We start from the raw sequence: 24,378 nt of genomic DNA, 5'->3' as shown, positions 1-24,378 counted from the left end.
AATGGCGATCAGCCAACCAGGAATGCAAATACAAAAAAAGCCAGGATCCCCAGGAATGCGACGCCTACGGCGATCTTGCCGACCAGTGAATGACCTTCCGGGGGATGGTCATGAGAACGATCTCGGGTAGTGTCGGACTTTTCATCAGTCATGTCAGATCTTCCGCAACAGGGATAAGGGACCGCAGCGCAGAAGCGTTGTACACCTTTCGCCGCGCTGATAAAACGGTATCAGAAAAACGTGCTGCCGGATGCTCATTGCAAGGCGCCGATACGACAATCACGGGACCTGACCATGGCTGAAATCACTGCGCTCAACATCTATCCCGTCAAGGCGCTGGGCGGCATTGCGCTCGAGAGCGTCGAGCTGACCGGCGAAGGACTGGCGCTGGATCGCCGCTGGATGGTGACAACCGAGAGCGGACGTTTCATTACCCAGCGCGAGTTACCGATCATGGCAACCATCGAGGTACATCTCGATACTTACCATCTTATCCTGTGTGCCCCTGATCGACGTCATCTGTTTGTGCCCCTGAGCCGACCAACTGGGCCGGCCGAGCCACTGAAAATATTCCGTGATCATTGTGCCGGTGTCGATGAGGGGGATGAAGCCGCCGCCTGGCTGACCGATGTGCTGGGCCTGTGGCATGGCGAGACGCTGAGACTCAAGCGCGTCCCCGAGGACAATCACCGTCTGGTGGATCCGCAGCGACTGGGGTCACTGGAGGCTCGGACCGGTTTTGCCGATGGATTTCCACTGCTGATCGCCACCTGCGAATCGCTCGAGGATCTCAATGCGCGCTTGAGAACCCATCATCACAGACCCGTGCCCATGTCGCGTTTTCGTCCGAATATTGTACTCGCTGGCGTCGAGGCCTTTGCCGAACATTATCATCAGCGCCTGGAAGGTCGTGATTTTGTCCTCTGGCTCTGCAAGCCTTGTCAGCGCTGTCGTGTGACGACCGTGGATCAGTGCAGTGGCGAAATTGTTGAGGAGGGTGAGCCGCTGGCCACTCTTATGGGGTATCACCATGTCGGGCGCTCGGGGGCCTTCTTCGGCGAGAATGCGGTTGTTCTCGAGGGCAGTGGGGCCCGGCTCAGCGTTGGGGATCGGGTAGAACTGACGGCGCCCGGTGAAGCCGCCGCCCATGTTGTCGTCGACGCCAGCGCCGGCTAATCAATTCCTCGCAGCAGCGTTCGGCTCTGGTATGCTGGGCCGGTTTTGGCAGACCTCGTGGGCAGCGATGGCTTTTTTGCCATGGCACAAGCGGTCCTGCGGGCGTCGAGGAGCGAATCGGACCGTCGGTGACAACGATGATGACAGGCAGGACATTTCGGTTGGTACTGGGAGTTGGTGTAAGTCTGGGCGTACTGGTCAGCCAGACAGCACTGGCGGACAAGAGCGCGGCCCTCAAGCGTGCCGAGGCGGCCGCAGCACAGGTGGACTTTTCGGATTCGATTCATAACAGCTCGGACCGTCAGAGCCGCAGTCTCTTTCTGGGCGACAAACCACTGACGCATCACTTTGAAGTGAGCAAACAGGGGCACTATCGCATCGCGGTTGGTGGTTTTCCGGGCGAGACCGGGGCTTATGATCTGCATGCCGAACTGAAAAACGACAACGGTGTGGTGCTCGAGCAGGCCGATGGCAGCGAACGTACCAACGGCGTTGCAATGAGTGAAGATCTGGCGCCGGGCAAGTATGCGGTGACCATTACGGGGCGCAGTCGCGGGCCCGCTCGCAATGGTCATCAGAGTGTGACAGTGCGCGTTATGAATCTCGACCGGCAAGAGGGCCTTGGAGATCAGAATCGGGTCGAGCGGTTGGCACCGGCCGGGGCCACCACGGCCGAGGACGAACGGCGCCAGGCCTCGAATCCGCCACGGCTGGCGCCTCAGGCGACTACGGCCGGTGTCGGGGCATCCCAGCGTAGTGCCAGTGAGGTAACGTCACCCAGTCCGCTACCGGACGCTCCCGGCCCCAGTGGTCAGGCGCTGGAGCAGGCCGTGGCAGAGAGTTCGACACCTGACCGCGACGCTGGCGCAGCAGCATCTGCCACTGACAGGAACCACAACCGTCAGGCTGAAGCTCCCGCGACTGCCGAGTCGAATGACGCCACCCCCATGCGGCACCGGCTGCTGCGCGATGTCTCGATTCGCGAGAAGGGCGACGTGCTGAAGTTCGAGGTCATGCAGGCGGGAGATGTCGTAGTGGAAAGCTCCTCCTTTGGTGCCACTCAGGGCAGCTACCGGCTCTCTGCCGAGGTGATCAATGCTGATGGTCAGGTAGTCGCCAGTGACAGTGGCGAAGGGCTGGATGGCGACTTCCATATTCGCAAGCAGCTTGAGCCCGGCGTTTATACCGTGCGTGTCAGTGGTCAGAAATATGGCTCGGCTCGTTCCGGTACCGACAGCTATACGCTGCGCGTCGAACAGGAGTAAAGCGCAAGGCAGCCGCCGTGACGCGAGCATGGCGGCTGCGTATACTGCTGCATCCCTACTGTCGAGACCCCAGATGTATTCGCTTGCCCGTTCCCTGTTGTTCCGATTCGATCCCGAAACTGCTCATGGCATCACCATGACGGCGCTGGATATGGCCTATCGCTGCCGATTGAGCCATGCGCTGGGAGGCGAAGCGGTACAAGCACCGGTAACACTGATGGGGCTGCATTTCCCCAATCGTGTCGGGCTGGCGGCAGGGCTGGACAAGGACGGCGAGCATATCGATGCGCTGGGTGCGTTGGGATTCGGGTTCGTTGAGGTGGGTACGGTGACGCCGAAGGCTCAGCCGGGCAATCCCCGGCCGCGGCTGTTCAGACTCCCCGAGCATCAGGCGATCATCAATCGCATGGGATTCAACAATGGGGGCGTCGAGCAGCTGGTTGAGCATGTTCGTCGGCGTCATTTCGATGGGGTGCTGGGTATCAATATCGGCAAGAACCTGACGACTGATGTCGCCGATGCCACTAGCGACTACCTGAGTTGTCTGGAAGTGGTGCATGCGCATGCCGACTATGTCACCGTCAACATCTCCTCACCCAATACTCCGGGGTTGCGTGACCTGCAGTTCGGTGATCATCTGCAACGCTTGTTGAGTGCACTTTCGGAGACTGCCATGCGGTTGGACGTGCAGAATGGCAGGCATGTGCCGCTGGCGGTCAAGATTGCCCCCGATATGGCGGATGAGGAACTCGAGCTGGTAGCGCATTGCCTGGCCGGGAGTGGCGTGGAAGCCGTGATCGCTACCAATACCACGATATCGCGCACTGCGGTGGCGGGTTCTCCCCTGGCCAAAGAGACCGGAGGACTCTCCGGGGCACCGGTAAAAGCAGCTTCGACGCGAGTGATCGCGGCGCTGCGTGACCGGCTGCCCACCATGACCATTATTGGCGTTGGCGGTATTCTCGATGCCGAGGATGCCAGAGAGAAGCGGGAGGCCGGTGCCGACCTGGTACAATTATATACGGGACTGATCTATCGTGGGCCAGCGCTGGTGGGGGAGTGTGCCCGAGCGCTCGGGTAATCCGGCGTAATTACATCTGAAGCACAATGTTGCTCATGGGCTGGTCCGGGTATGGAACGAAAAAAGGCTCGAATGAGTTCGAGCCTTCCCTGAATCGGATGTTTCACTGCTTCTGCGGGTGTCCCCTGGGCCACGGGAAGAGAGAGCAGTGCGATAACGAGGGGCCCAACAGGGTATCGGAGGACACTAGAGTACGCGTGGATTCTTGTGAATGCCGGCAATCCCCGTCATACCGGACCAGTTGTCCTCACGGCCTTCGCGCCAGCCACTCATCCAGTACTCGCGCAAATTGATGTCCTGACTGGGACACTGGTCCCTGGAGCGACCGGACATGCCGGCCTTGTAACCATGAATATAAGCTTTTTGTGAACGGTTTCGTTTCTGTCGCTTCATCGGGTTGCCTCTTGCATAAGGGACTTATGCACCCGCCCGGCCAGTCGGGCGAGCCTGCGTTCCGCGGATGACAGCTGCATATGCATTGCGTAGCTACACTGTCATCATCAACCAGTAGCCCCGGGGTGTCGAAAATTCTTTTCTTCTAAGCATGTGCCGTTTTTAATCCTTTCAGAAATATGACAGGTCCATTGCCTGCATCACATGATCCGGAGCCAATGAGCGCTACTGACCCACAACCCGATACCGTTGCAATGCTGGATTTCATGGCGACCTGCCCCTGGGGGGTGGAAAGTCTTCTGGTCGAGGAACTGACTGCCCTGGGCGCCAGCGTGACACAGACCTCCAGTGCCCGCGTGATGGGCCGAGCTGATCTGGCTACGCTTTACCGGCTGTGCCTGTGGTCGCGGCTGGCCAACCGCATCATTCGCCTGCTCGGTCGGGTGGAAGGCGTGGCGGATGGGGTGGCCATTACCCGGGCGTCAGCGGGGTTTGACTGGCCGGAAGAAATGGATGAAACGGTCACGCTGCGGGTGGATTTCCATGGCACCAGTGAGCGCATCCGTCATACCCGTTTTGGCGCCCAGTGTGTCAAGGATGGGGTGGTCGAGGCCATGAGAGCGGCGGGCAGAGGCCGTCCGCTGGTGGAGCCGAAAACCGCGGATGTCAGTATTCACGCTCATTTTCATCGCGACACCCTGACACTGGGGATCGATCTCAGTGGCGACAGTCTTCATTTACGTGGTTATCGACGCGAAGGTGGCCAGGCTCCGCTCAAGGAGAATCTGGCGGCCGCGCTTTTGATGCGTGCCGACTGGCCCGAACGGGCGGCCCGGGGTGAAGCGCTGCTCGATCCGATGTGTGGCTCCGGCACACTGGTGATCGAGGCAGCCATGATGGCGTGTGATATTGCTCCCAATCTGAATCGCCGACGGTTCGGTTTTCATGGCTGGGCGCAACATGATGAAGCACTCTGGCAGGAGATCCATCGACAGGCCGAGGCGCGTGCCGAGCAGGGACGTCAGGACTGTCAGAGCGTACTGCAGGGGCGAGATCGCGATAAACGGACTATCCGGTCGGCGCGCAGTAATGCCGAGCGTGCCGGACTGGCCGATCAGGTGTCATTCATTGTCGCTGAAGCAGAGACGCTGACGCAGCCACATGGTATGCGCGATCTGCCGGGTGGGTTGATCATGACCAACCCTCCCTATGGGGAGCGTTTGGGTGAACTGCCGGCTCTGGTAGTGCTCTATCAGAAGCTGGGCAGTGCATTGCGTCACCACTTCCCGGGTTGGTCGGTGGCGTTGTTTACCGGTAATCCGGAGCTGGGTCATCGGCTCGGGCTCAAAGCGCATCGGCAATACGCGCTGAAGAACGGCCAGCTGGATTGCAAGCTTTTGCTGATCGATATCCATGCGCGTTCGGATGAGCCGGAAAACAGCGAAGAAGAGCGTGGTGCCCAAAAGCAGGAAAGCGCATCACCACCAGTGGTTGAAGCGCCTGCCCGTCACTCTGCCGGCGCGCAAATGTTCGCCAACCGGCTGCGCAAGAATCGCAAGCGGCTCGCCAAATGGCTCAGACGCAGCGGCGAGCAGTGCTATCGGCTCTATGATGCCGACATGCCGGAGTATGCACTGGCGATCGACTGCTATGCCGACCGGGTACATGTGCAGGAGTACGTGCCGCCGCGCTCGATTGACCCGCAACAGGCAGAAAAAAGATTGATGGAGGCTCTGGGGGTACTGCCCGAAGTACTCGAGGTAGATCCGGAAGCCATTCATCTCAAACGTCGTCAGCGACAGAGCGGCCGGTCGCAGTACGGGCGACAGGCTGAGTCGGGCCAGCGCCTGGAAGTAGTGGAATCGCCCATCAGGGCGTTGGTCAATCTGCGCGACTATCTGGATACCGGACTGTTTCTCGATCACCGACCGGTGCGCCGCTGGCTGGGGACACATGCCAAAGGACAGCGCTTTCTCAATCTGTTCTGCTATACCGCTACGGCAACCGTTCATGCGGCCCTGGGAGGCGCGCGTTCAAGTGTCAGTGTTGATCTTTCCAATACCTATCTTGACTGGGCGCGGGAGAACTTCAGGCTCAATCACCTGGATGAGCGTCGCCATCAGCTGGTACGTGCCGACTGTCTGCAGTGGCTGGCGCAGGCACGTGACAGCTTTGACCTGATCTTTCTTGATCCGCCGACCTTCTCCAATTCGAAAAAAATGGAAGAGGTGCTGGATGTGCAGCGTGATCATGTCCGGTTGATTGAACTGAGCATGGCGCTCCTGGCGCCGGAGGGCACGCTGTTGTTCTCCAACAATCAGCGTCGCTTTCGACTCGATGGGGCACTGCGGGAGCGCTTTCATGTGGAAGAGCGCTCAAAAGCCATGCTGGATCCGGATTTTGAACGGCGCCCGGACATTCATCATGTCTTCCTGATTCGCCATCGAAAAGAATCATGAGCAGCGCCCGGGGCCGTCTCCTGTTCGGGCAGAGAGTCAGCATGCCAAACGTTGGTGACGCTGGCTGGCCCTTCTGGTGCTCGACCCGACGCCAGTGGCGGGATGCTTACTGCTCGCTGAGCTGATTCAGCTGAGCGAGGGCGTGGCGGGCTTCGGGTGTGTCGTCATCCTCGCTGCTCCATACCCTTTCGAAACCGCGGGAGGTCTGAATATGGTCAATGCTGTCGACCCAGGTCATGGCCTGGTCGAAGCTTTCGGCCAGCGCATGGCGCAGACCGCCATAGCCGGTGCCGATCTGCCCCCAGGCGCGACTGAGAATCCAGTCGCCAAACATGTCGCGATGGACATGCACCAGTACATAGTCGTGGCCGCTTTCCCAGCGAATGATCACTCGTCACTCCACACCGTTGAGAGAAGACCACAGGGCATGTTGCTCTCCGGTCATGAGGCGTTGATTGTAAAGGCCGTGGAAGAGGGCTCAAAGTCGATCGGTATGATGGCGCTGTAGTGCATCGAGCAATCATGTCGGAATCCGGAAAAGGGGAGCGTGATGCGTATTGTGGCGGATGAAAACATCCCGCTGATTGAGGAGTTCTTTGGCGATCATGGCGAGATCGTGCGTCTGCCGGGCAGACAGATGTGCCGTGAGCAGCTGATGCAGGCTGACGTGCTGCTGGTGCGTTCGGTGACGCGTGTCAATGCCGATTTGCTGGCAGGAACACGGGTAAAATTTGTGGGTACGGCGACCATTGGGGTTGACCATGTTGATGTCGATTGGCTGCGCGAGCAGGGTATTGGCTTCGCCAGTGCGCCCGGCAGCAATGCGGAGTCCGTGGTCGACTATGTGCTATCCGGGTTGCTGCTGATGAGCGAGCAGGATGGCGAGACGCTGAACTCGCGCACCGTGGGGATCGTGGGGGCCGGTAATGTAGGCAGTCGCTTGCAGGCCAGGCTTGAGGCGCTGGATATGCCCTGTCTGATCTGTGATCCGCCGCGGGCCGAGGCAGAAGGGCGTGAGGATTTTGTTGATCTCGATACGCTGATCGAGCGTGCCGATGTGATCTGCCTGCATACGCCGTTGATACAAAGCGGTGATCATGCCACCCATCATCTGCTGAATGCCGAACGGATTGACGCCCTGCGGCCTGATCAGATTCTGATCAGTGCGGGGCGCGGCGAGTGTGTCGATACCTCTGCCTTGCGTCGTCGACTGGAAACCAGGCGCGATCTGCGCGTCATTCTGGATGTCTGGGAACAGGAACCCGATATTGATGAAGCGCTCTGCCGGCTGGTGGATATCGCGACCCCGCATGTGGCCGGCTACAGCCTGGATGGCAAGATGCTGGGGACTGACATGATTCACGAAGCGATGAGCCGGCACTTCGGTTTGCCCGCTCGCAAGCGGCTTGGTCAGCTCAAGCCGGATTCCTGGCTGCGCCGGATTACCCTGACCGGCTGGGCGCCGCCACTTGAGGCGCTGACACTCTGTGCCCGGGCATGTTACGACATTCGTCGCGATGCACTACTGCTGGAACGCTACCGTCGTCATTACGGCATGGCCGAAGGGTTTGATCGCATGCGCAAGGAGTATCCGCCTCGGCGTGAATTTTCGACGTTGCGGGTCAGTCTCAAACACAATGCCGGCGATCTGCGTGACACCATTGTCAGTGCCGGCTTCTCGCTGCGGCTGGCAGGCAAGCAGGGCTGACCAAAGCATGAAAAGGCCCGCCATGGGGCGGGCCGGAAGGAAGCACATTCGATGCGGTTTACTGACGGTAAGCCGCTTCCTTGAGAGCGCGGATGCGATCATCGAGCGGAGGATGGCTGGCGAACAGCTTCTCCATGAACTGACGAGTCTGACCGGTCGTGATCGCAAAGGCTGTCATTGAGCCCGGCATTTCGTCCTGCATATCCTTCTGCGCCTTGAGGCGGTTCAACGCATTGATCATCGCACCACTACCTGCCAGTCGGGCGCCGGCGGCATCGGCGCGATATTCACGCCAGCGCGAGAACCAGGCAACGATCACCGAGGCGGCGATGCCAAAGACCATCTCGAAGGCGAACACGACGGCGATATAGCCGAAGAAGCCGAGTCCACCCCCTTCCTCGTCACTGCGCAGGAAGTTGTCGAGCACCATGGCGGCAATGCGGGCAAAGAACATGACAAAGGCGTTTACCACCCCCTGGATGAGCGCCAGGGTGACCATGTCGCCATTGGCCACGTGACCGATCTCGTGACCCAGTACTGCGCGTACTTCCTCGGGGCGCATCTGCTCGAGCAACCCTTCGGACACGCAGACCAGCGCGGCATTCTTGTTCCAGCCGGTCGCAAAAGCGTTGGCCTGCCGTGCCGGGAAAATGCCGACCTCGGGCATCTCGATACCGGCGTCTCGGGAGAGTTCGCCTACGGTGCTGATCAACCACTGTTCGGTCGAGTTGCCCGGGCGCTCGATGATGCGCGCCCGAGTGCTCATTTTGGCCATCTTCTTGGAGAGCAGCAGCGAGATCAGCGATCCTGCCATGCCAAAGATGAAGCAGAAAATCAGCAGACTGTTGAGATTCAGGCCGCCGGCACCGTCGAGATAGCTGTCCACGCCCAGAATGCGCAGGGTCACGCTGGCGACCAGCACAACGGCCAGGTTGGTGGCCAGAAAAAGGACAATCCTCATCATGTGATGGATCTCCGAAAGGGCTTGGGAAGTCGCGACACAAGTCGCTTCTAACGCCTTAGATAAGTCCTGTGTCGCTTTGTTTCAATCATGTGTTAAGGATGGTTTAGGCGTCATCGACGTCGGGCGAGAAAACGATCCAGCCGGTCAATGGCATCCTCGAGCTGATCCACCCAGGGCAGGGTCACAATGCGCAGATGGTTCGGATCCGGCCAGTTGAAGGCTGTTCCCTGGACCAGCAGGATCTTCTCTTCAAGCAGCAGATCGAGTACCAGTTGCTGGTCATCGCGGATGTCGTACATCTCGGGGTCAAGTCGAGGGAACATGTACAGTGCTCCCTTCGGTTTGACACAGCTGACGCCCGGAATGGCATTGAGCTTCTGCCAGGCCATGTCACGCTGGGCCAGTAGTCGTCCGCCAGGAAGAATCAGATCGTTGATCGATTGATAGCCGCCCAATGCCGTCTGAATGGCGTGCTGGGCCGGGACATTGGCGCACAGTCGCATCGAGGCCAGCATGTCGAGACCCTGGATGAAATCCTGGGCATGACGGCGCTCGCCGGAAAGAATCATCCAGCCGGAGCGGAAGCCGGCACAGCGATAGCTCTTTGACAGACCGTTGAGCGTGAGGATCAGCAGATCATCGGCCAGTGCGGCGGTAGAGACATGCTCGGTGCCGTCGTAGAGGATCTTGTCGTAGATCTCGTCGCTGAATACGATCAGATCATGCTCGCGAGCCAGTGCCAGCATCTGGCGGACGGCCTCGGCCGAGTAGACCGCCCCGGTGGGGTTGTTGGGGTTGATGATCACCATCGCTTTGGTATGAGCGGTGATCTTCGAGCGCATGTCCTCGATATCGGGCATCCACTCGTTCTGCTCGTCGCACAGGTAATGTACCGGCCGCCCCCCGGAGAGATTGGTCGCAGCCGTCCACAACGGATAGTCCGGGGCAGGGATGAGCACTTCGTCACCATCATCGAGCAGGGCCTGCATGGCCATCACGATCAGTTCCGAAACACCGTTGCCGACGTAGATATCCTCGATGCTGACCCCGGGGATATCCTTGCGCTGGCACTCCTGCATGATCGCCTTGCGTGCCGAGTAGAGGCCCTTGGAGTCGCAGTACCCCTGGGCGGTCGGCAGGTTGCGCATCACGTCCTGAAGAATTTCCTCGGGGGCTTCAAAGCCGAATGGGGCGGGGTTGCCGATATTCAGCTTGAGCAGTCGGTGTCCTTCTTCCTCGAGGCGTTTGGCGTGTTCGAGGACAGGGCCGCGAATGTCATAACAGACGTGTTCGAGCTTGCGGGATTTATGAATCGGTGAGGTCATGCGTTTGGCTATCCAGCGCGGAGTTGAGAGCGATCATGGCCGCAGGCGGCTATCGACGCCAGCGCCGCAGGGCGAGTGGTCAAGAATACCGCGCTGTTGGCAAGAGGCAAACCGGCGACAGGCCATCAGCTGCTGGCGTCTTCTCCGGTTTGTTGATGCTGCTCGGCATCGCGACGCTCGGCGAGGACTTCAGGGGGGATGATGTCATCGGGCGTTTCCAGTGTCAGACGACCGAGCTTGCCACTGCGCAGATCCATCAGTAGCACCTCGGCGCCACGGTGCAGGTCGACTTCACCGCCACTGCGCAGGCCGCCACGTTTGGCGGCAATGGCTGCCACGAACTCTTCACCGGTTTCACCGAGTGTTTCCAGCCGATAACGCTGTTTCAGTGCTTTTGGATAGCGTGCGACCAGTTCCAGGGCAATGGTAGTGGCAACATCCGTATACTCCAGCGCGGTATCGCGTATGGCACCGCTGGCGGCAAGCCGATAAGCGCTGGCCTGATCCTCGATGCGTGGCCAGAGTACACCCGGCGTATCGGTCAGGGCGACGCCACCGGAGATCCGAATCTTCTGCTGCCGCTTTGTGACGGCAGGTTCGTTGCCCACTTTTGCAATCACACGCCCGGCCAGGCCGTTGATCAGGGTGGATTTGCCGACGTTGGGAATGCCCATCACCATTACTCGCACATCGCGGTCGGCGCGCACATGGCCCGCCAGTTCCCGACATGCTCCTGCAATGCGCTTGAGCTGTTTGCTCTCCGTGGTGACCACAGCCAGTGCTCGGGTATCGCCCTGCGTATTGAAGTGCTCGGTCCAGACGCGCGTCATCTCCGGGTCAGCCAGGTCGGCACGTGTAAGAATCTTGAGCGTCGGTTTGTGGCGCGTCAGTTCTGCCAGCATGGGATTGCTGCTGGAGTAGGGGAGTCGGGCATCGAGTACCTCGATAACGACATCGATCTCCGGCAGCGTCTCATTGATCTGGCGACGCGCCTTGTGCATGTGTCCGGGGTACCAGCCGAGCATGGCGAAATCTCCGTTCAGGGGCTTTCAGCGGCAGCAATGCCGGTCACGGCGCGGCCTTCATCAGGCCGGCCGATGCAGAGAATACCAGCTGGACGTGACGGGATCATTCGCCCTGATGAAAGGTCAGTGCTACCGAGTTGATGCAATAGCGCATGCCGGTGGTGTCGCGTGGACCATCGGGAAAGACGTGTCCCAGATGAGCATCGCAGCGTCGGCAGGTGACCTCAATGCGCCGCATGCCAAGGCTGGTGTCCTCATGCTCCTCAACGGCGGCATCGGCCAGCGGACGATCGAAACTCGGCCAGCCGCAATGGGCTTCGAACTTGTGCTCGTTCTCGAACAGGGGCGCACCACAACAGACACAGTGATAGATGCCCTGTACCGGTTCGACCTGGTAATCACCGGTAAAGGGGCGTTCGGTGCCGGCCTGGCGCGTGACCCGATACTGTTCATCGGTCAGCTGCTCACGCCATTCGGCGTCGGTACGAGTAACCTTGTCCATGCAAGCCTCCAGCAGAATAATGCGCCGTTACGTCAAATAATGTCCGGGCGAAGCGCCCCAACGGCATTAACCATGTTTTCCCTGCCACAATGGGGACAACCCGCATGGATTGGAAGGGGGGTGGTGCGGGTTGACACCTTCAGGTCAGGTGGGTAATATTCGCGCCACTTCGATGAGGCGAAGGCATCACGTCCCGTTCGTCTAGTGGTCCAGGACACTGCCCTTTCACGGCAGTAACAGGGGTTCGAACCCCCTACGGGACGCCAATCAAGCTTTATTGAAGTGCAGAGCGGGAATAGCTCAGTGGTAGAGCATCGCCTTGCCAAGGCGAGGGTCGCGAGTTCGAATCTCGTTTCCCGCTCCAGTGCGTCCCATTCGTCTAGTGGTCCAGGACACTGCCCTTTCACGGCAGTAACAGGGGTTCGAACCCCCTATGGGACGCCACTTTTTCCGATCTCACCGATGTGAGCATCGCGGGAATAGCTCAGTGGTAGAGCATCGCCTTGCCAAGGCGAGGGTCGCGAGTTCGAATCTCGTTTCCCGCTCCAATGCGTCCCGTTCGTCTAGTGGTCCAGGACACTGCCCTTTCACGGCAGTAACAGGGGTTCGAACCCCCTACGGGACGCCATTCCTTTTTCTCTTCCTGTTCGATCCGATATCCAGGACATGGGTCTGATGCGGCCGGCCTCGCTCGATCCCGCCATGCCTGATATGGATGGTCTGCTAACGATTTCTCCCTGCAGCGGCGTTAAGCGCGCCATGACATGCTAGACTACGTGCCCCCTGCACGATCGGTGTTGATCCTCACATGATCGCGATGATCGTGGCGATGGCCTGTAATCGGGTATCACCGGATCGGTGATGCTCGTCGAGACTGGAGTTCCCCATGGCAGAACCTGCCCTGTCCATTCGTGGCCTGACCAAGGTCTACGATAATGGCTTTCACGCGTTGAAGGGTATCGACATGGAAGTTCCACAAGGGGACTTCTTTGCGCTGCTCGGCCCCAATGGCGCGGGCAAGTCGACCACGCTGGGTGTGGTCAGTTCACTGGTACGCAAGACCGCCGGTGAAGTCAGGATTCACGGCATTGATATCGACCGGGATTTTTCCCGTGCCAAGTATCAGTTGGGTGTCGTGCCCCAGGAGTTCAATTTCAATCAGTTCGAGAAGGTCGAGGATATCGTACTGACGCAGGCCGGTTATTACGGTCTATCGATGCGTGAATGCAAGGATCGCTGTCGCCAGCTGCTCGAGGATCTTGGGCTCTGGGAAAAGCGCAATGCCACCGCGAGAATGCTCTCCGGCGGTATGAAACGACGGCTGATGATCGCTCGCGCCCTGATTCATCGGCCGCGTCTGCTGATTCTCGATGAGCCGACCGCGGGTGTGGATATCGAGTTAAGGCGCAGCATGTGGTCCTTCATGCGGCGAATCAATGCCGAAGAGGGTACCTCGATCATTCTCACCACGCACTATCTCGAAGAAGCCGAGAATCTGTGTCGCAATATCGCCATCATCAATCACGGCGAAATTGTCGAGAATACCTCCATGCGGGATCTGCTGACCCAGCTGACCCGGGAGACCTTCCTGCTCGATCTGGCACGACCGATCGACACTGTTCCGAATCTGACAGGCTTCGAGCTCGAGCAGGTCGATGCCTCTCAGCTGATGTTGTCGATCGAGAAGGGCCAGCACCTCAATGATGCCTTCAATCAGCTGGGCGAGCAGGGGGTGGATGTGGTGTCCATGCGCAACCGCGCCAATCGACTGGAGGAGCTTTTCGTGAGCCTGGTGGAGCAGAGCAGCGGGTCGGCACCGAAGAGTGGGGAGATCCGGTCATGAGTACGCGTCAGTTGTTCATCGCCCTTTGGACCATCATCGTGCGCGAGATTCGCCGGTTCATGAGGATCTGGCCGCAGACCCTGTTGCCGCCATCGATCACGATGACGATGTATTTCATCATTTTCGGCAATCTGATCGGCTCACGAGTCGGCCAGATGGATGGGGTCGATTACATGAGCTATATCGTGCCCGGACTGATCATGATGTCGGTGATTACCAATAGCTACTCCAATGTGGCGTCTTCCTTTTTTGGTAACAAGTTCCAGCGTTCGGTTGAAGAATTGATCATTTCGCCAATGCCCAACTGGTTGATCCTGTCGGGTTATGTGGTCGGCGGTGCGGCGCGAGGCCTGTGCGTCGGGATTATTGTCACTATCGTATCGCTGCTGTTTACCGATTTGCATATGGTGCATCCCCTGCTGACGGCTGGTGTGGTCATCATGACGGCCTTGCTGTTCTCGATTGGTGGCTTCATCAACGCGCTGCTGGCCAACAAGTTCGATGACATCTCGATCGTGCCGATCTTTGTGCTGACACCGCTGACCTATCTGGGGGGTGTGTTCTACTCGATTCATACGCTGCCCGATTTCTGGCAGGGGGTTTCGCTGATCAACCCGATCCTGTATATGGTCAATACGTTCCGATACGGTATTCTGGGTATTTCCGACATCGACGTCGGTTGGGCGGTTTTGGCCATCGCGGCATTCATCGTGGTGTTCTTTGTCGTAGGGCTGAAACTTCTTGAGCGAGGCAAGGGGCTGCGGAGCTGAACACATGAGCGACGAACTCCTCGAAGGCGCCCCACTGGGGCAGTCATCGGCTTATCCGGATCACTATGATCCGGCCCTGCTTTATCCCATCGAGCGCGCTGTCACACGCGAGACACTGGATATTGATGAGGATGAGCTGCCCTTCGAGGGGGAGGACGAGTGGCAGGCATTTGAACTTTCCTGGCTTGAGCCGCGGGGTAAACCGGTCGTGGCCATTGCCCGATTCCGGGTGCCGGCGGAGTCACCGCGACTGATCGAATCCAAGTCCTGGAAGCTCTATCTCAACAGTTTCAACCAGCAGCGTTTCGCTTCCTCGGTTGAAGTACGTCGAGCCCTCAAGCGCGATCTCTCCGAAGCGGCCGGCGCTGAAGTCGAAGTGACTCTTTTCGGGGTGGATGATGCGGCGCTGGCACCTGCCAGAATGCCCGGGCAGTGTCTTGATGAGCTGGATATCGAGATCGATACCTTTACGCCCGAACCGGCATTTCTGATCACCGGGGACGAAGTGGTTGAGGAGACGTTGCACTCACATCTGCTCAAGTCCAACTGTCCGGTCACCGGTCAGCCGGACTGGGGGAGTGTGCTGATTCGCTATCGGGGTCCGGTGCTCGATCACCACGGTCTGTTGGCCTACATTGTGTCCTTTCGCAATCACCAGGATTTCCACGAACACTGTGTGGAACGGATGTTTACCGACATCATGCGCGAGGCCAATCCCGAACGACTGCTGGTCATGGCGCGTTATGTGAGACGTGGCGGGCTGGATATCAACCCGTGGCGGGCCACGCCCGGCGAGCAGCCTCCCGAGGCACTGCGGCTTACCCGCCAGTAGCCTTCGGACGCGCGGTTGCAATTTCAGCCATGCCATGACAGACTGTGCGCCGTTTCGAGGGGGCACCCCTTGAAACTACAATGCGGAGAGGTGTCCGAGTGGTCGAAGGAGCACGCCTGGAAAGTGTGTAAGTCGAAAGGCTTCGAGGGTTCGAATCCCTCCCTCTCCGCCACGAATTGCAAAAACCGGCCCCAATGGCCGGTTTTTTCATGTCTGGAAAAGGGTTCGCCGGACCATATCCCGGCTTTGTCGGGCACTCTACGCACGACTGGCAGTCATTACTGATTCATGCGCCCTTGTAGTTGTCAGATGCCGGGATAAAGCCCTGACGCCTTTGGCGGAGGCTATTCGCCACCATGAATGCGTCGTCCGGCAACAAACGTCTGTCGCGGTTGCAGCGTTTCATCCAGCAGGGTGATATCGGCATCGAAGCCGACGGCCAGGCGCCCCTTGCAGTGATGTAGCCCCAGTACCCGGGCGACATTGCCCGAAATCAATCCCAGTGCGGTATCCAGCGGCAGTACGTGTTCCTGTACGAGGCGCTGCCAGTCGCTGATGAGAGCAGTGTTACGCGCCACCCGCATGCCGGTATAGTTGCCCCGCTGGTCGAACTCGGGCAGGCTGCCATTGCAATCCGAGCTCAGGGTGATGCGCTCGGCAGGGACGCCCTGTTCAAGCAGATGGGCGACCGCATCAAAGGCGCTGAGCCCATCGCCGGGTATTTCAAAGGCGGTAACATCGATGCAGGCTTCGAATGAGAGCGCATAATCCACGGCCTCTTCCAGCAGCGCCGAATGTCGATTGACATGGGTGGGAATAATCTGTTCAGCGGGCATTTCGGTTTCGCTCAAGAGACGACGCAGTGGCTCCAGCCCGCGTTTGCCATCGCCCAGATGAAAATGACAGATGCCGCGCTTGCCAGCGAGCATGGCACCGACTCGCGCTTCACTGACCAGTCGCTCGAGCTCGTCCTGACGCGGCTGGCTGGAACGATGATCCGAAATGGCAATTTCACCCAGTCCGATCACTTCGGGAATCCAGGCCAGATCGCGCTGAATATCGCCGGTCAGGGTGGGGGGCGGTACGCGATAGGCGCCCGTATACATATAGGCGGCAATACCTTCTGACTTGAGTCCACGTACTGCAGCCAGCAAATCCGCCGGTGAACGACTGATACAGTCGGTGCCCAGTACGCCGACCACCGTACCGATGCCCATGGCGGCGATTTCCTGCGCACCAATACCCGGACAGCGACTGCCAAATCCTCCTTCGCCGCCACCACCAGTCACATGGACATGCTGATCGATAAAGGCGGGGACTGCGATCAGATCCTGTGCTTCAACCCGATGAACAGGCCAGTGGACCGGTACATCAAGATCTTCTCCAAGCGCTGCAATACGGCCATCGGCAATCAGGATCTCCCGTACCTTGAGCTTTTCCGGAGCATGAATACCCTTGACCCGTAACAGGGTCAGCAAGCGCGGTGGGCGGTCGTCGTGGCGATTCATGGCCGAGGCTGCGCTGAATCGGTTGGTGGGGGGCCGGAGAAGCGACGCCCACGCAGACGCTCGATGGCACTGTCGATATCATCAATCAGCAACACCAGCAGGTCGCCCTCGCCACCTTCTTCGAAGGCGCGCTCAACTGCACGGCTTTCATCCATGACGACCTCGACATGGCAGGTGTCGCCTGCCGACTGGGCACCGGCGAGTAGCAGGGCAACAGTTTCGCCTTCGGTGCGACCGCGCGGATCGGTTTCGTAAAGAAACACCACATCGTGCATCCGGGCCAGTTGCTCTCCCAGGGCGAACAGGTCCTCATCACGACGGTTGCCCGGGGCGCTGGCTACGCTGAGACGGCGCCGGGCCGGAATGCCCATGATAAGTTCGGAGAGGGCTTCGAGGGCCGGTACATTATGACCATAATCGATCAGTACCTTCATGCCTTCGGCCTCAACCAGATTGGTACGGCCGGGGTTCTGACCCATGGTGGGATGAAAGGTCTGTAGCCCCATCTGGATATCGGCAATGCTCAAACCCAGCGCATAGCCGGCGGCGCTGGCAGCCAGGGCATTGGCCACGTTGAATCGGGCATGCCCTTCGAAGGTGAGCGGGACATTGATCACCGGAATAATCTCCGCTTCGACACGACCCTGACGCATCACGATGCATTCGTCATTGATGGTAAAGGCCACGCCGTGCTGTTCGACATGTTCACGGACTGTCGCCGATGTCGGGTCAAGGGTGAACAGCACAATCTCGCCCCGGGACCATTCGCGGCTGGCCAATACCCTGGGATCATCGGCATTGAGTACAGCCTTGCCTCCTTCGCGAACGGCATCGATGACCACGCTCTTGCAGCGCGCCAGTTCATCCAGGGTATGGATGTCGTGTTCGTTGAGATGGTCACTGGCGATATTGAGCATGACGCCCACATCACACTCGTCAAAGCCGAGTCCGCGGCGCATGATGCCGCCTCTGGCCACTTCGAGCACTGCACATTCGACCGTGGGTTCGCGTAATACGATGGAGGCCGCCTGGGGGCCGCTGTAATCTCCGCGCATGATGATGTGGTTATCGATTTCGATTGCACCTGTACAGGCCATACCGACATTGCGGCCGGCCTGACGCAACAGGTGCGAGAGCAGACGTACCGTGGTGGTCTTGCCATTGGTGCCTGTGATGGCAGCCAGTGGAATGCGTGCATTGTCTTCGCTGTTCGGGAAGAGCATGTCAATGACATGGCGACCTACATCACGCCCTTCGCCGTGGGTGGGCGACAGATGCATGCGAAATCCGGGGCCGGCATTGACCTCAACCACGGCGGCAGACTGCTCTTCAAGTGGTCGTGTCAGGGTTTCGGCGAGCAGGTCGATGCCAATGATATCGAGTCCGATCAGACGCGCGATACGTTCTGCCACATAACGCACTTCGGGGTGGACCTCGTCGCTTACGTCAGTGGCCGTGCCCCCGGTGCTCAGATTGGCCGTTGATTTAAGAAAAACCATTTCGCCGGCGGGGATGACACTCTGCAGCGTCAGTCCCTGCTGCTCGAGCAGACGTTGTGACTGCTCATCGAAATGGATTTGTGTCAGCAGGTTTTCATGGCCAATACCTCGTCGCGGGTCCTGATTTTCCCGATCCAGCAGTATTTGCAAGGTGGCCACACCATCGCCGGTAACGTGAGCTGGCCGCCTTCGAGCGGCAGCAACGAATTTGCCATCAATGACCAACAGACGGTGATCTTCACCTTTAATGTATTGCTCCACAATGATGGCATCATGCTGACGCGAGGCGACAGCGAAGGCATCTCTTAGCGTCGATTCATCCTGAATGTCCGTACTCACGCCACGGCCATGATTGCCAACCAGCGGTTTGGTCGCCACCGGATAACCGATAAGCGTCGCCGCTTCGAGCGCTTCATCCAGAGAATGGCAGACCTGGCCAATGGGCACCGGGATGCCGGCATCGCCAAGAATCTGTTTGGTCCACTCCTTGTCATCGGCAATGCTGTAGCCGATCAGGTCGGTGCGCCCTGTTACCGTCGCCTGAATGCGTTGCTGTCGGTGCCCATGGCCAAGCTGGATGTAGCTGCTGTTTTCGCTGAGCCGCTGCCAGGGAATGCCGCGGGCCTGAGCAGCAGCGACGATCGAGGCAGTAGAGGGCCCCAGCATGTGCTCATCACGAATGCTTTTGAGACGGGATATGATTTCCGCGAGATTGATGTCGCCGTTATTAAAAAGACGCTCGACGATTTCGACAGCTGCCTCCCCGGCTGCCAGTCCGCAGGCTTCGTCGCGGTAGCGATAGACGACGTTGTAGATGCCGGTCTCATAGGAATCCACCGTCTTGCCGTAGCCGACCGAAAAGCCGATGAGATTCTGCAGCTCGATTGCGACATGTTCGACGACGTGGCCGGCCCAGGTGCCGCGGGCCAGCCGTTCCAGAAAACCTCCGGGTCGACCCACGGAGCAGCGGTGCTCATGGAGGGTAGGCAGCAGCTCGGTGACCCGTTCGACAATGCCGGGAATCGTATCGCTGGGGCGTTGCTCGAGTTCACCGATATCCAGTCGCATGTAGATGGCCGGATAGTGGCTGTAATAGTTCGGTCCACGCAGGGCGCGATGCGCGAGAATGTTCATCGACGATCTCCCTTGCAAAGGGATAGTTCACCGGGCTGGAGGTAGCGTCGTGCGTCGATATCGAACCCATGGCCGCTGACCAGGGCGTGAAGAATCATGTGTTCGAGAGCAACTGCACCCCCCATTGATAGTTCGGCAATATTGGTACTGGCCAGCTTGCGGCTATCAATAAGGATGACATGGCCCGGCCCAATGGCTTCGAGAATGCGATTCGGATGAATAATGACACCTGCATCCTCACCGAGGCCGACCCCGAGTTGTTCGGGGTTGGTCGTGCCAATTTCCATCAGCCGTGTAAAACGGCCTCGTTCAAGAAAGTGGCTATCGATGATCAACCCCTGCACGAGCCCAAGGCCGAAGCTCATGTTAACGGCGCCCTTGCGCAGGGCGTCTGCTGCTGCACCGTTATAAATCATGGTGCCAGGCATGGCGGCTGCCCCGGCACTGGTGCCGGCTACCACGGCGCCGTTGGCAAGACGCTCACGTACTGCCCTGAATGTTGCAGAACCGCCCAGAATGCTGGTCAGGCGCAACTGATCGCCACCGATGAAGAAGATGATGCCGCTTTGCTGAATCAGGCGCACATTATGAGCGTCCCCTGCCTGCTCACGGGTACGGATATCCAGCGTGTGAACATGAGCAGCACCGAGACGCGTGAAGGCGGTCTCGTAGGTAGGGAGGATCTGATCGGGAATACCGCTGGCCGTGCCGATAACGGCCACCTCGGTATTATCCCGATGCCCCAGCCTGAAAACCTGTTTCAGAATCTCGAGATCGGAGGTTCGATCCTCTGCACCACCGATGGCCACGATTGGTCCAGCATGGGTAACGCATTGTGCCATGTGCCTGTCGTCGCCCAGCGACGCTTTTATGGGGACGTGGCGTCAGTCCCGTCGGGCGGAGTGGGTAACCCGATATTGATAAAAAACGTCCTGATTACAATTCAGCATAGTCCAGCCTTGCCGACGTAAACGTATTGTTATGCTTATTGATGGTAAATCTGCTGCGAAAGCTCGCCTGTCAGGATCCCTGAGGTTCGTGATAATGGTCATCTGCAACCAGCGCGGCTTGCCGTCTGTGACTGCCTGCGCGAACTATCCAGCCTCGCATTCGATTGACCAACTGTTCCTGGAACAGCACGCTTGCGGCCACAATGACGATCAGAAATACCGGGTAAAGCCAGATGGAGCGGCTGGCTTCACTGGCCAGTGGAATCAGCATCGACCACGGCGCATCACTGGTCATGACATCGATAGCCCCCATCAGCAATTTCTCGGCGCGAGAGGCAATGATGTTAAGGGGAATGTGAAGCGCAAAGATCGACAGTGAAGCGACGCCCAGACGTTGCCCTGCGCGTGAGAGCCTCGATTCCGAATCAGGTTGATACAGGACACATAGAAGAACCAGCATCAACTGCGAAGGCAGCAACAGTCCATTATGGAACAGATAATACCAGGGGCCGCGCACCGTCAGATGGGCCCAGGTAGCAGTGGCAAAACTCCCTGCTATCACAAGTAGTGCCACGGGTAGCCAGCCCGCCTCGAGCCACTGTCGCAGGGATGTACGATGTAGTAACCAGATGCGATGCAGTGTCATTCCGGCAAGGAACTCCGGCAGCCTGATCAATGGATTGCGATGGAGCAGTCCATGACCGATGACCGAATTGCTGTAACCGAAGAACATGATCAGTGCCGGAATCAGATAAAGGCTCAGCAATGCTGCCAACAACAGTATCGGACGACGATGGCGACCAATCATTGGCGCTGCAAAGGGAAAGACCAGATAAAAGAACATCAGAGCCGAGAGCGACCAGCTGGGAGAATTGAAAGCGGTATAAAGCGGATTCCAGGCGTGCGTCAGCGTCAGATGCAGCCCCAGATTGGTCAGCAGGGCAGGCAGGTCCAGGGCGCGCTCGACACCATCAAGCTTATCCGGTCCCCAGACATTGGTATTGGGAGTCACCATGATCTCTCCCATGTTGCCCGAACTGGACATCATCAACGGCAGGGCAAGCAGCAAGGCGAGAATATGGATCGGGTAAAGCGAGGCGAAACGCTTGAGCCAGAACATGCCCTTGCTGGTACTCAGCCGGAACTGATGTTCATGATGTACCGAACGCAGATAGACGTGCGTCAGCAGAAAGCCTGAAAGGACGAAAAAGGTACTGGTCGAGAAAAAACCGATGCTCAGCAGGCTGTGTACTATCGGCCACTCACGAATCGGCGCATAGGCTTCCTTGAAGGTATGGAACAGCACCAGATACATGGCCAGTGCAAAACGTAGCCAGTCCAGTGCCACGAACTTCTCGCGCGTCATGGCGTAAATGCCTCCGAGCATACGTCTGTTTCAGAATGTGACAGAACGTTAAGTGGCGTCATAACACACAGCCTAACGAGTCAGTGGTTTCTTCTACAGGTGAAACTATGCTGCTACGCCTGTCGCCCGCGAGATCTTAAGGCGTAGCCAGGTGGCGAATCCCGGTGTGGGTTCGGCCAATCGATAAAGGTCGGGTAGGGCGCGAGCCAATCGTTTTTGTTAAACTTTCCGATATTTCGTCCCAATTCATCCAGGGCGCCCCTAGTGCGGGCAAGGAGTAGTCAGTGAAACTGGGAATCGTCGGTCTCGGCCGCATGGGTGGCAATATTGCGCGCCGACTCATGGACGCCGATCATGAATGTGTCGTATTCGATGCCAACCCGGAGGCTGTCAAGGCCGTGGCTGCCGATGGCGCCGAAGGGTGTGACTCGCTCGAAGCGCTGGTCGAGCGTCTGCCGGCACCTCGCGCCATCTGGCTGATGTTGCCGGCCGGCGAAATCACCGAAGGCACCATTGATCGCCTGGGCACGCTACTGGAGCAGGGTGATACTGTTATCGAAGGTGGCAACGCCTACTTCAAGGATGACGTACGTCGCTCACACAGGCTGCGCGAGAAAGGGCTGCATTATGTGGATGTCGGCGTTTCCGGGGGAGTCTGGGGGCGTGAGCGCGGCTACTGCCTGATGATTGGTGGTGAAAAGTCGGTGGTTGAAGGACTCGATCCCATCTTTCATACCCTGGCACCAGGGCGTGGGGATATCGAGACAACACCGGGACGCGAGAATTTCGATGAACGGGCCGAGATCGGATACCTGCATTGTGGACCGGTCGGCGCTGGACATTTCGTCAAGATGGTCCACAACGGTATCGAGTACGGCATGATGCAGGCCTATGCCGAGGGCTTCGATATCCTGCGCAACCGCGACAAGGAAGAGCTGCCCGAGGATGAGCGCTACGATCTCAATCTGGCCGATATTGCGGAAGTCTGGCGGCGTGGCAGTGTCATCTCCTCCTGGCTGCTGGATCTGACTTCCATTGCTCTGACCGAAGATCACGAGCTTTCCGAGTTCTCCGGCCAGGTCAGTGATTCCGGCGAGGGCCGCTGGACGATCGAGGCTGCCATTGAGGAGGCCGTGCCGGTCAATGTGCTTTCCAGCGCGCTTTATACGCGTTTCCGTTCGCGCACCGACAATACGTATGGCGAGAAACTGCTGTCAGCCATGCGCAAGCAGTTCGGTGGGCATGCCGAAGCCTCAGGCGACTGAAGCACTATCGATCGCTGATACAACAGCGGCGATTGTATTGAGCAGGCCGCATCCACCGGGTGCGGCCTGTATCTTTGTGAGCCGGTTAACACCAATGGGGTGACAGGCATGAAACCGTGGGATGTCGTCATCATCGGTGCCGGGGCGGCTGGCATGATGTGTGCTCTGACAGCGGGATATCGAGGTCGTCGTGTACTGCTGATCGAACAGGCCAGACGTGTGGGCCGCAAGATTCTGATGTCAGGGGGAGGGCGCTGTAATTTCACCAATCTGGATACTGGTCCGCGTCACTTTTTTTCGGCCAATCCGCATTTCTGCATTTCGGCGCTCAAGCGCTATACCCCACAGGATTTTGTCGAGCTGACCGAACGTCACGGTATCGAACCGGTGGAAAAGGCACCCGGACAGTTGTTCTGTGCCGATTCCAGCCAGCCTATCGTGGATATGCTGCTGACCGAATGCGAGTGGGCCGGCGTAACGCTGGCGACCAGAACCCGAGTGGATCGAATCGAGCGCGAAGGCTCGGCAATGCGGCTGGATACTTCCATGGGCCGATTGTCGGCAGGTCATGTTGTTGTGGCCACCGGTGGGTTATCGATTCCCTCCATGGCGACCGATTTTGGCCATCAGATTGCGCGTCAATTCGGTCTTGAGGTGACACCACTTCGTCCGGCGCTGGTACCCTTCACCCTGGGTTCGCCCTGGAAGGAGCGCATGGCGGAGCTTTCGGGCGTTTCAACGCCGGTGGAAGTACGCTGTCGGGATGGGTGCTACCGTGAGCCTGCGCTGATGACGCATCGGGGTATTTCCGGCCCGGCCATGTTGCAGGCGTCATCACACTGGCAGCCCGGTGATGCGTTGTGCATCAACTGGTTGCCGGAAGAGGATGTCGAGGGTGCATTGCATCAGAGTCGTCGCCAGTATCCGAAGCGGCAACTGGATGCCTGGCTTTCGGAACGATTGCCTCGTCGGCTGGCGCGTGCGATGAGTCAATGGCTGGGATATTCAGGGGCGCTGGCCAACTATAGTAATACCGATCTGGCTGGAGTGGCCGAGGCGCTGCAGCAGTTTCAACTGACCCCGACCGGTACCGAAGGCTGGCGTACTGCCGAGGTGACGATGGGCGGTGTAGATACCGAGGCCATATCCTCGAAGACCTTCGAAGTTCATGATCTGCCGGCGCTTTGCTTTATCGGAGAAGTGCTGGATGTGACGGGGCAGCTGGGTGGCTATAACTTCCAGTGGGCCTGGGCGTCAGGCGTTGCGTGCGGTCAGGCACTCTGAAACGTGGCTGTGTCTGCAGTTCGGGCAAA

General features: G+C 58.6%; 21 protein-coding genes and 6 tRNA genes. 16 read left to right on the top strand and 11 right to left on the bottom strand.

What is annotated here, in order from left to right; all coding sequences use genetic code 11:
• Positions 1 to 8 precede the first annotated feature (8 nt).
• Positions 9 to 152: a hypothetical protein gene (locus tag FY550_RS16890; protein ID WP_168169328.1), complete on the bottom strand. Its 144-nt coding sequence runs from the start codon at positions 150 to 152 to the stop codon at positions 9 to 11.
• A 142-nt stretch (positions 153 to 294) separates the two neighbouring features.
• Here FY550_RS16890 and FY550_RS10935 point away from each other — a divergent pair, with 142 nt between their 5' ends.
• From FY550_RS10935 to FY550_RS10925, 3 genes are all read left to right on the top strand, one after another.
• The gene (locus tag FY550_RS10935; RefSeq protein WP_070978983.1) at positions 295 to 1,176 is read left to right on the top strand and encodes an MOSC domain-containing protein; all 882 of its coding nucleotides are present in this window, start codon (positions 295 to 297) and stop codon (positions 1,174 to 1,176) included.
• Between the two features lie 137 nt (positions 1,177 to 1,313).
• On the top strand, positions 1,314 to 2,441 hold the full coding sequence (locus FY550_RS10930; protein ID WP_149054528.1) for a hypothetical protein: 1,128 nt from the start codon (positions 1,314 to 1,316) through the stop codon (positions 2,439 to 2,441).
• A 73-nt stretch (positions 2,442 to 2,514) separates the two neighbouring features.
• A complete protein-coding gene (locus tag FY550_RS10925; protein WP_070979244.1) occupies positions 2,515 to 3,522 on the top strand; it encodes a quinone-dependent dihydroorotate dehydrogenase in 1,008 nt (335 codons plus the stop codon).
• Between the two features lie 186 nt (positions 3,523 to 3,708).
• Here FY550_RS10925 and rmf read toward each other — a convergent pair whose 3' ends face one another.
• Positions 3,709 to 3,915, bottom strand: coding sequence for a ribosome modulation factor (gene rmf, locus FY550_RS10920; RefSeq protein ID WP_070978978.1), 207 nt, complete (start codon positions 3,913 to 3,915; stop codon positions 3,709 to 3,711).
• A gap of 218 nt (positions 3,916 to 4,133) precedes the next feature.
• Between rmf and rlmKL the strand changes: the two genes are divergently transcribed.
• Entirely contained in the window at positions 4,134 to 6,374 is a 2,241-nt protein-coding gene (gene rlmKL / locus FY550_RS10915) for a bifunctional 23S rRNA (guanine(2069)-N(7))-methyltransferase RlmK/23S rRNA (guanine(2445)-N(2))-methyltransferase RlmL (RefSeq protein WP_070978976.1), read from the top strand.
• Positions 6,375 to 6,480: 106 nt separating this feature from the next.
• Here the strand turns inward: rlmKL and FY550_RS10910 are convergent, their stop codons facing one another.
• Positions 6,481 to 6,765: a hypothetical protein gene (locus FY550_RS10910; protein WP_070978974.1), complete on the bottom strand. Its 285-nt coding sequence runs from the start codon at positions 6,763 to 6,765 to the stop codon at positions 6,481 to 6,483.
• A gap of 159 nt (positions 6,766 to 6,924) precedes the next feature.
• Here FY550_RS10910 and pdxB point away from each other — a divergent pair, with 159 nt between their 5' ends.
• On the top strand, positions 6,925 to 8,082 hold the full coding sequence (gene pdxB, locus FY550_RS10905; protein WP_070978972.1) for a 4-phosphoerythronate dehydrogenase PdxB: 1,158 nt from the start codon (positions 6,925 to 6,927) through the stop codon (positions 8,080 to 8,082).
• Between the two features lie 58 nt (positions 8,083 to 8,140).
• Here pdxB and htpX read toward each other — a convergent pair whose 3' ends face one another.
• From htpX to msrB, 4 genes are all read right to left on the bottom strand, one after another.
• The gene (gene htpX, locus FY550_RS10900) at positions 8,141 to 9,046 is read right to left on the bottom strand and encodes a protease HtpX (protein WP_149054527.1); all 906 of its coding nucleotides are present in this window, start codon (positions 9,044 to 9,046) and stop codon (positions 8,141 to 8,143) included.
• 110 nt (positions 9,047 to 9,156) lie between these two features.
• The gene (locus FY550_RS10895) at positions 9,157 to 10,371 is read right to left on the bottom strand and encodes a pyridoxal phosphate-dependent aminotransferase (RefSeq protein WP_070978966.1); all 1,215 of its coding nucleotides are present in this window, start codon (positions 10,369 to 10,371) and stop codon (positions 9,157 to 9,159) included.
• Between the two features lie 125 nt (positions 10,372 to 10,496).
• A complete protein-coding gene (gene ylqF / locus FY550_RS10890) occupies positions 10,497 to 11,396 on the bottom strand; it encodes a ribosome biogenesis GTPase YlqF (protein ID WP_070978963.1) in 900 nt (299 codons plus the stop codon).
• A 103-nt stretch (positions 11,397 to 11,499) separates the two neighbouring features.
• Positions 11,500 to 11,898 carry a peptide-methionine (R)-S-oxide reductase MsrB gene (gene msrB, locus FY550_RS10885; RefSeq protein ID WP_070978961.1) on the bottom strand — a complete coding sequence of 133 codons (399 nt, stop codon included), beginning with the start codon at positions 11,896 to 11,898 and terminating at the stop codon, positions 11,500 to 11,502.
• A 190-nt stretch (positions 11,899 to 12,088) separates the two neighbouring features.
• On the opposite strand from msrB, the gene FY550_RS10880 reads away from it, so the two are divergent.
• From FY550_RS10880 to FY550_RS10840, 9 genes are all read left to right on the top strand, one after another.
• Positions 12,089 to 12,164 (top strand) — tRNA-Glu (locus FY550_RS10880).
• A gap of 23 nt (positions 12,165 to 12,187) precedes the next feature.
• Positions 12,188 to 12,262: transfer RNA gene (locus tag FY550_RS10875), tRNA-Gly, on the top strand.
• Between the two features lie 4 nt (positions 12,263 to 12,266).
• Positions 12,267 to 12,342, top strand: a tRNA-Glu gene (locus tag FY550_RS10870).
• Positions 12,343 to 12,371: 29 nt separating this feature from the next.
• Positions 12,372 to 12,446, top strand: a tRNA-Gly gene (locus tag FY550_RS10865).
• Positions 12,447 to 12,450: 4 nt separating this feature from the next.
• A tRNA-Glu gene (locus tag FY550_RS10860) sits at positions 12,451 to 12,526 on the top strand.
• A gap of 258 nt (positions 12,527 to 12,784) precedes the next feature.
• Positions 12,785 to 13,741 (top strand): ABC transporter ATP-binding protein, encoded by a 957-nt coding sequence (locus tag FY550_RS10855; protein ID WP_070978947.1) that lies wholly within the window; start codon positions 12,785 to 12,787, stop codon positions 13,739 to 13,741.
• Entirely contained in the window at positions 13,738 to 14,511 is a 774-nt protein-coding gene (locus tag FY550_RS10850) for an ABC transporter permease (protein ID WP_070978945.1), read from the top strand. The genes FY550_RS10855 and FY550_RS10850 overlap by 4 nt, the downstream gene beginning before the upstream one ends.
• Positions 14,512 to 14,515: 4 nt before the next feature.
• Entirely contained in the window at positions 14,516 to 15,343 is an 828-nt protein-coding gene (queF, locus tag FY550_RS10845) for an NADPH-dependent 7-cyano-7-deazaguanine reductase QueF (RefSeq protein ID WP_070978942.1), read from the top strand.
• An 84-nt stretch (positions 15,344 to 15,427) separates the two neighbouring features.
• Positions 15,428 to 15,515 (top strand) — tRNA-Ser (locus tag FY550_RS10840).
• A gap of 172 nt (positions 15,516 to 15,687) precedes the next feature.
• On the opposite strand, the gene iadA is transcribed toward FY550_RS10840, so the two are convergent.
• From iadA to FY550_RS10820, 4 genes are all read right to left on the bottom strand, one after another.
• Positions 15,688 to 16,851, bottom strand: a complete 1,164-nt coding sequence (gene iadA, locus FY550_RS10835) for a beta-aspartyl-peptidase (RefSeq protein WP_084388123.1) — start codon at positions 16,849 to 16,851, stop codon at positions 15,688 to 15,690.
• The gene (cphA, locus tag FY550_RS10830; RefSeq protein WP_070978940.1) at positions 16,848 to 19,484 is read right to left on the bottom strand and encodes a cyanophycin synthetase; all 2,637 of its coding nucleotides are present in this window, start codon (positions 19,482 to 19,484) and stop codon (positions 16,848 to 16,850) included. The genes iadA and cphA overlap by 4 nt, the downstream gene beginning before the upstream one ends.
• Positions 19,481 to 20,326, bottom strand: coding sequence for a cyanophycinase (locus tag FY550_RS10825; protein WP_070978938.1), 846 nt, complete (start codon positions 20,324 to 20,326; stop codon positions 19,481 to 19,483). The genes cphA and FY550_RS10825 overlap by 4 nt, the downstream gene beginning before the upstream one ends.
• A gap of 178 nt (positions 20,327 to 20,504) precedes the next feature.
• Positions 20,505 to 21,800 (bottom strand): acyltransferase family protein, encoded by a 1,296-nt coding sequence (locus FY550_RS10820; protein ID WP_168201485.1) that lies wholly within the window; start codon positions 21,798 to 21,800, stop codon positions 20,505 to 20,507.
• A gap of 284 nt (positions 21,801 to 22,084) precedes the next feature.
• Between FY550_RS10820 and gnd the strand changes: the two genes are divergently transcribed.
• Entirely contained in the window at positions 22,085 to 23,065 is a 981-nt protein-coding gene (gnd, locus tag FY550_RS10815) for a phosphogluconate dehydrogenase (NAD(+)-dependent, decarboxylating) (RefSeq protein WP_070978932.1), read from the top strand.
• Between the two features lie 108 nt (positions 23,066 to 23,173).
• Positions 23,174 to 24,349, top strand: coding sequence for a BaiN/RdsA family NAD(P)/FAD-dependent oxidoreductase (locus FY550_RS10810; RefSeq protein ID WP_070978930.1), 1,176 nt, complete (start codon positions 23,174 to 23,176; stop codon positions 24,347 to 24,349).
• Positions 24,350 to 24,378: the final 29 nt, after the last annotated feature.

It is taken from the genome of Kushneria phosphatilytica, assembly GCF_008247605.1.
Taxonomy (GTDB): domain Bacteria; phylum Pseudomonadota; class Gammaproteobacteria; order Pseudomonadales; family Halomonadaceae; genus Kushneria; species Kushneria phosphatilytica.
The sequence above is the reverse complement of the archived record's forward strand: the minus strand, read 5'-3'. Positions and strand labels throughout refer to the sequence as shown.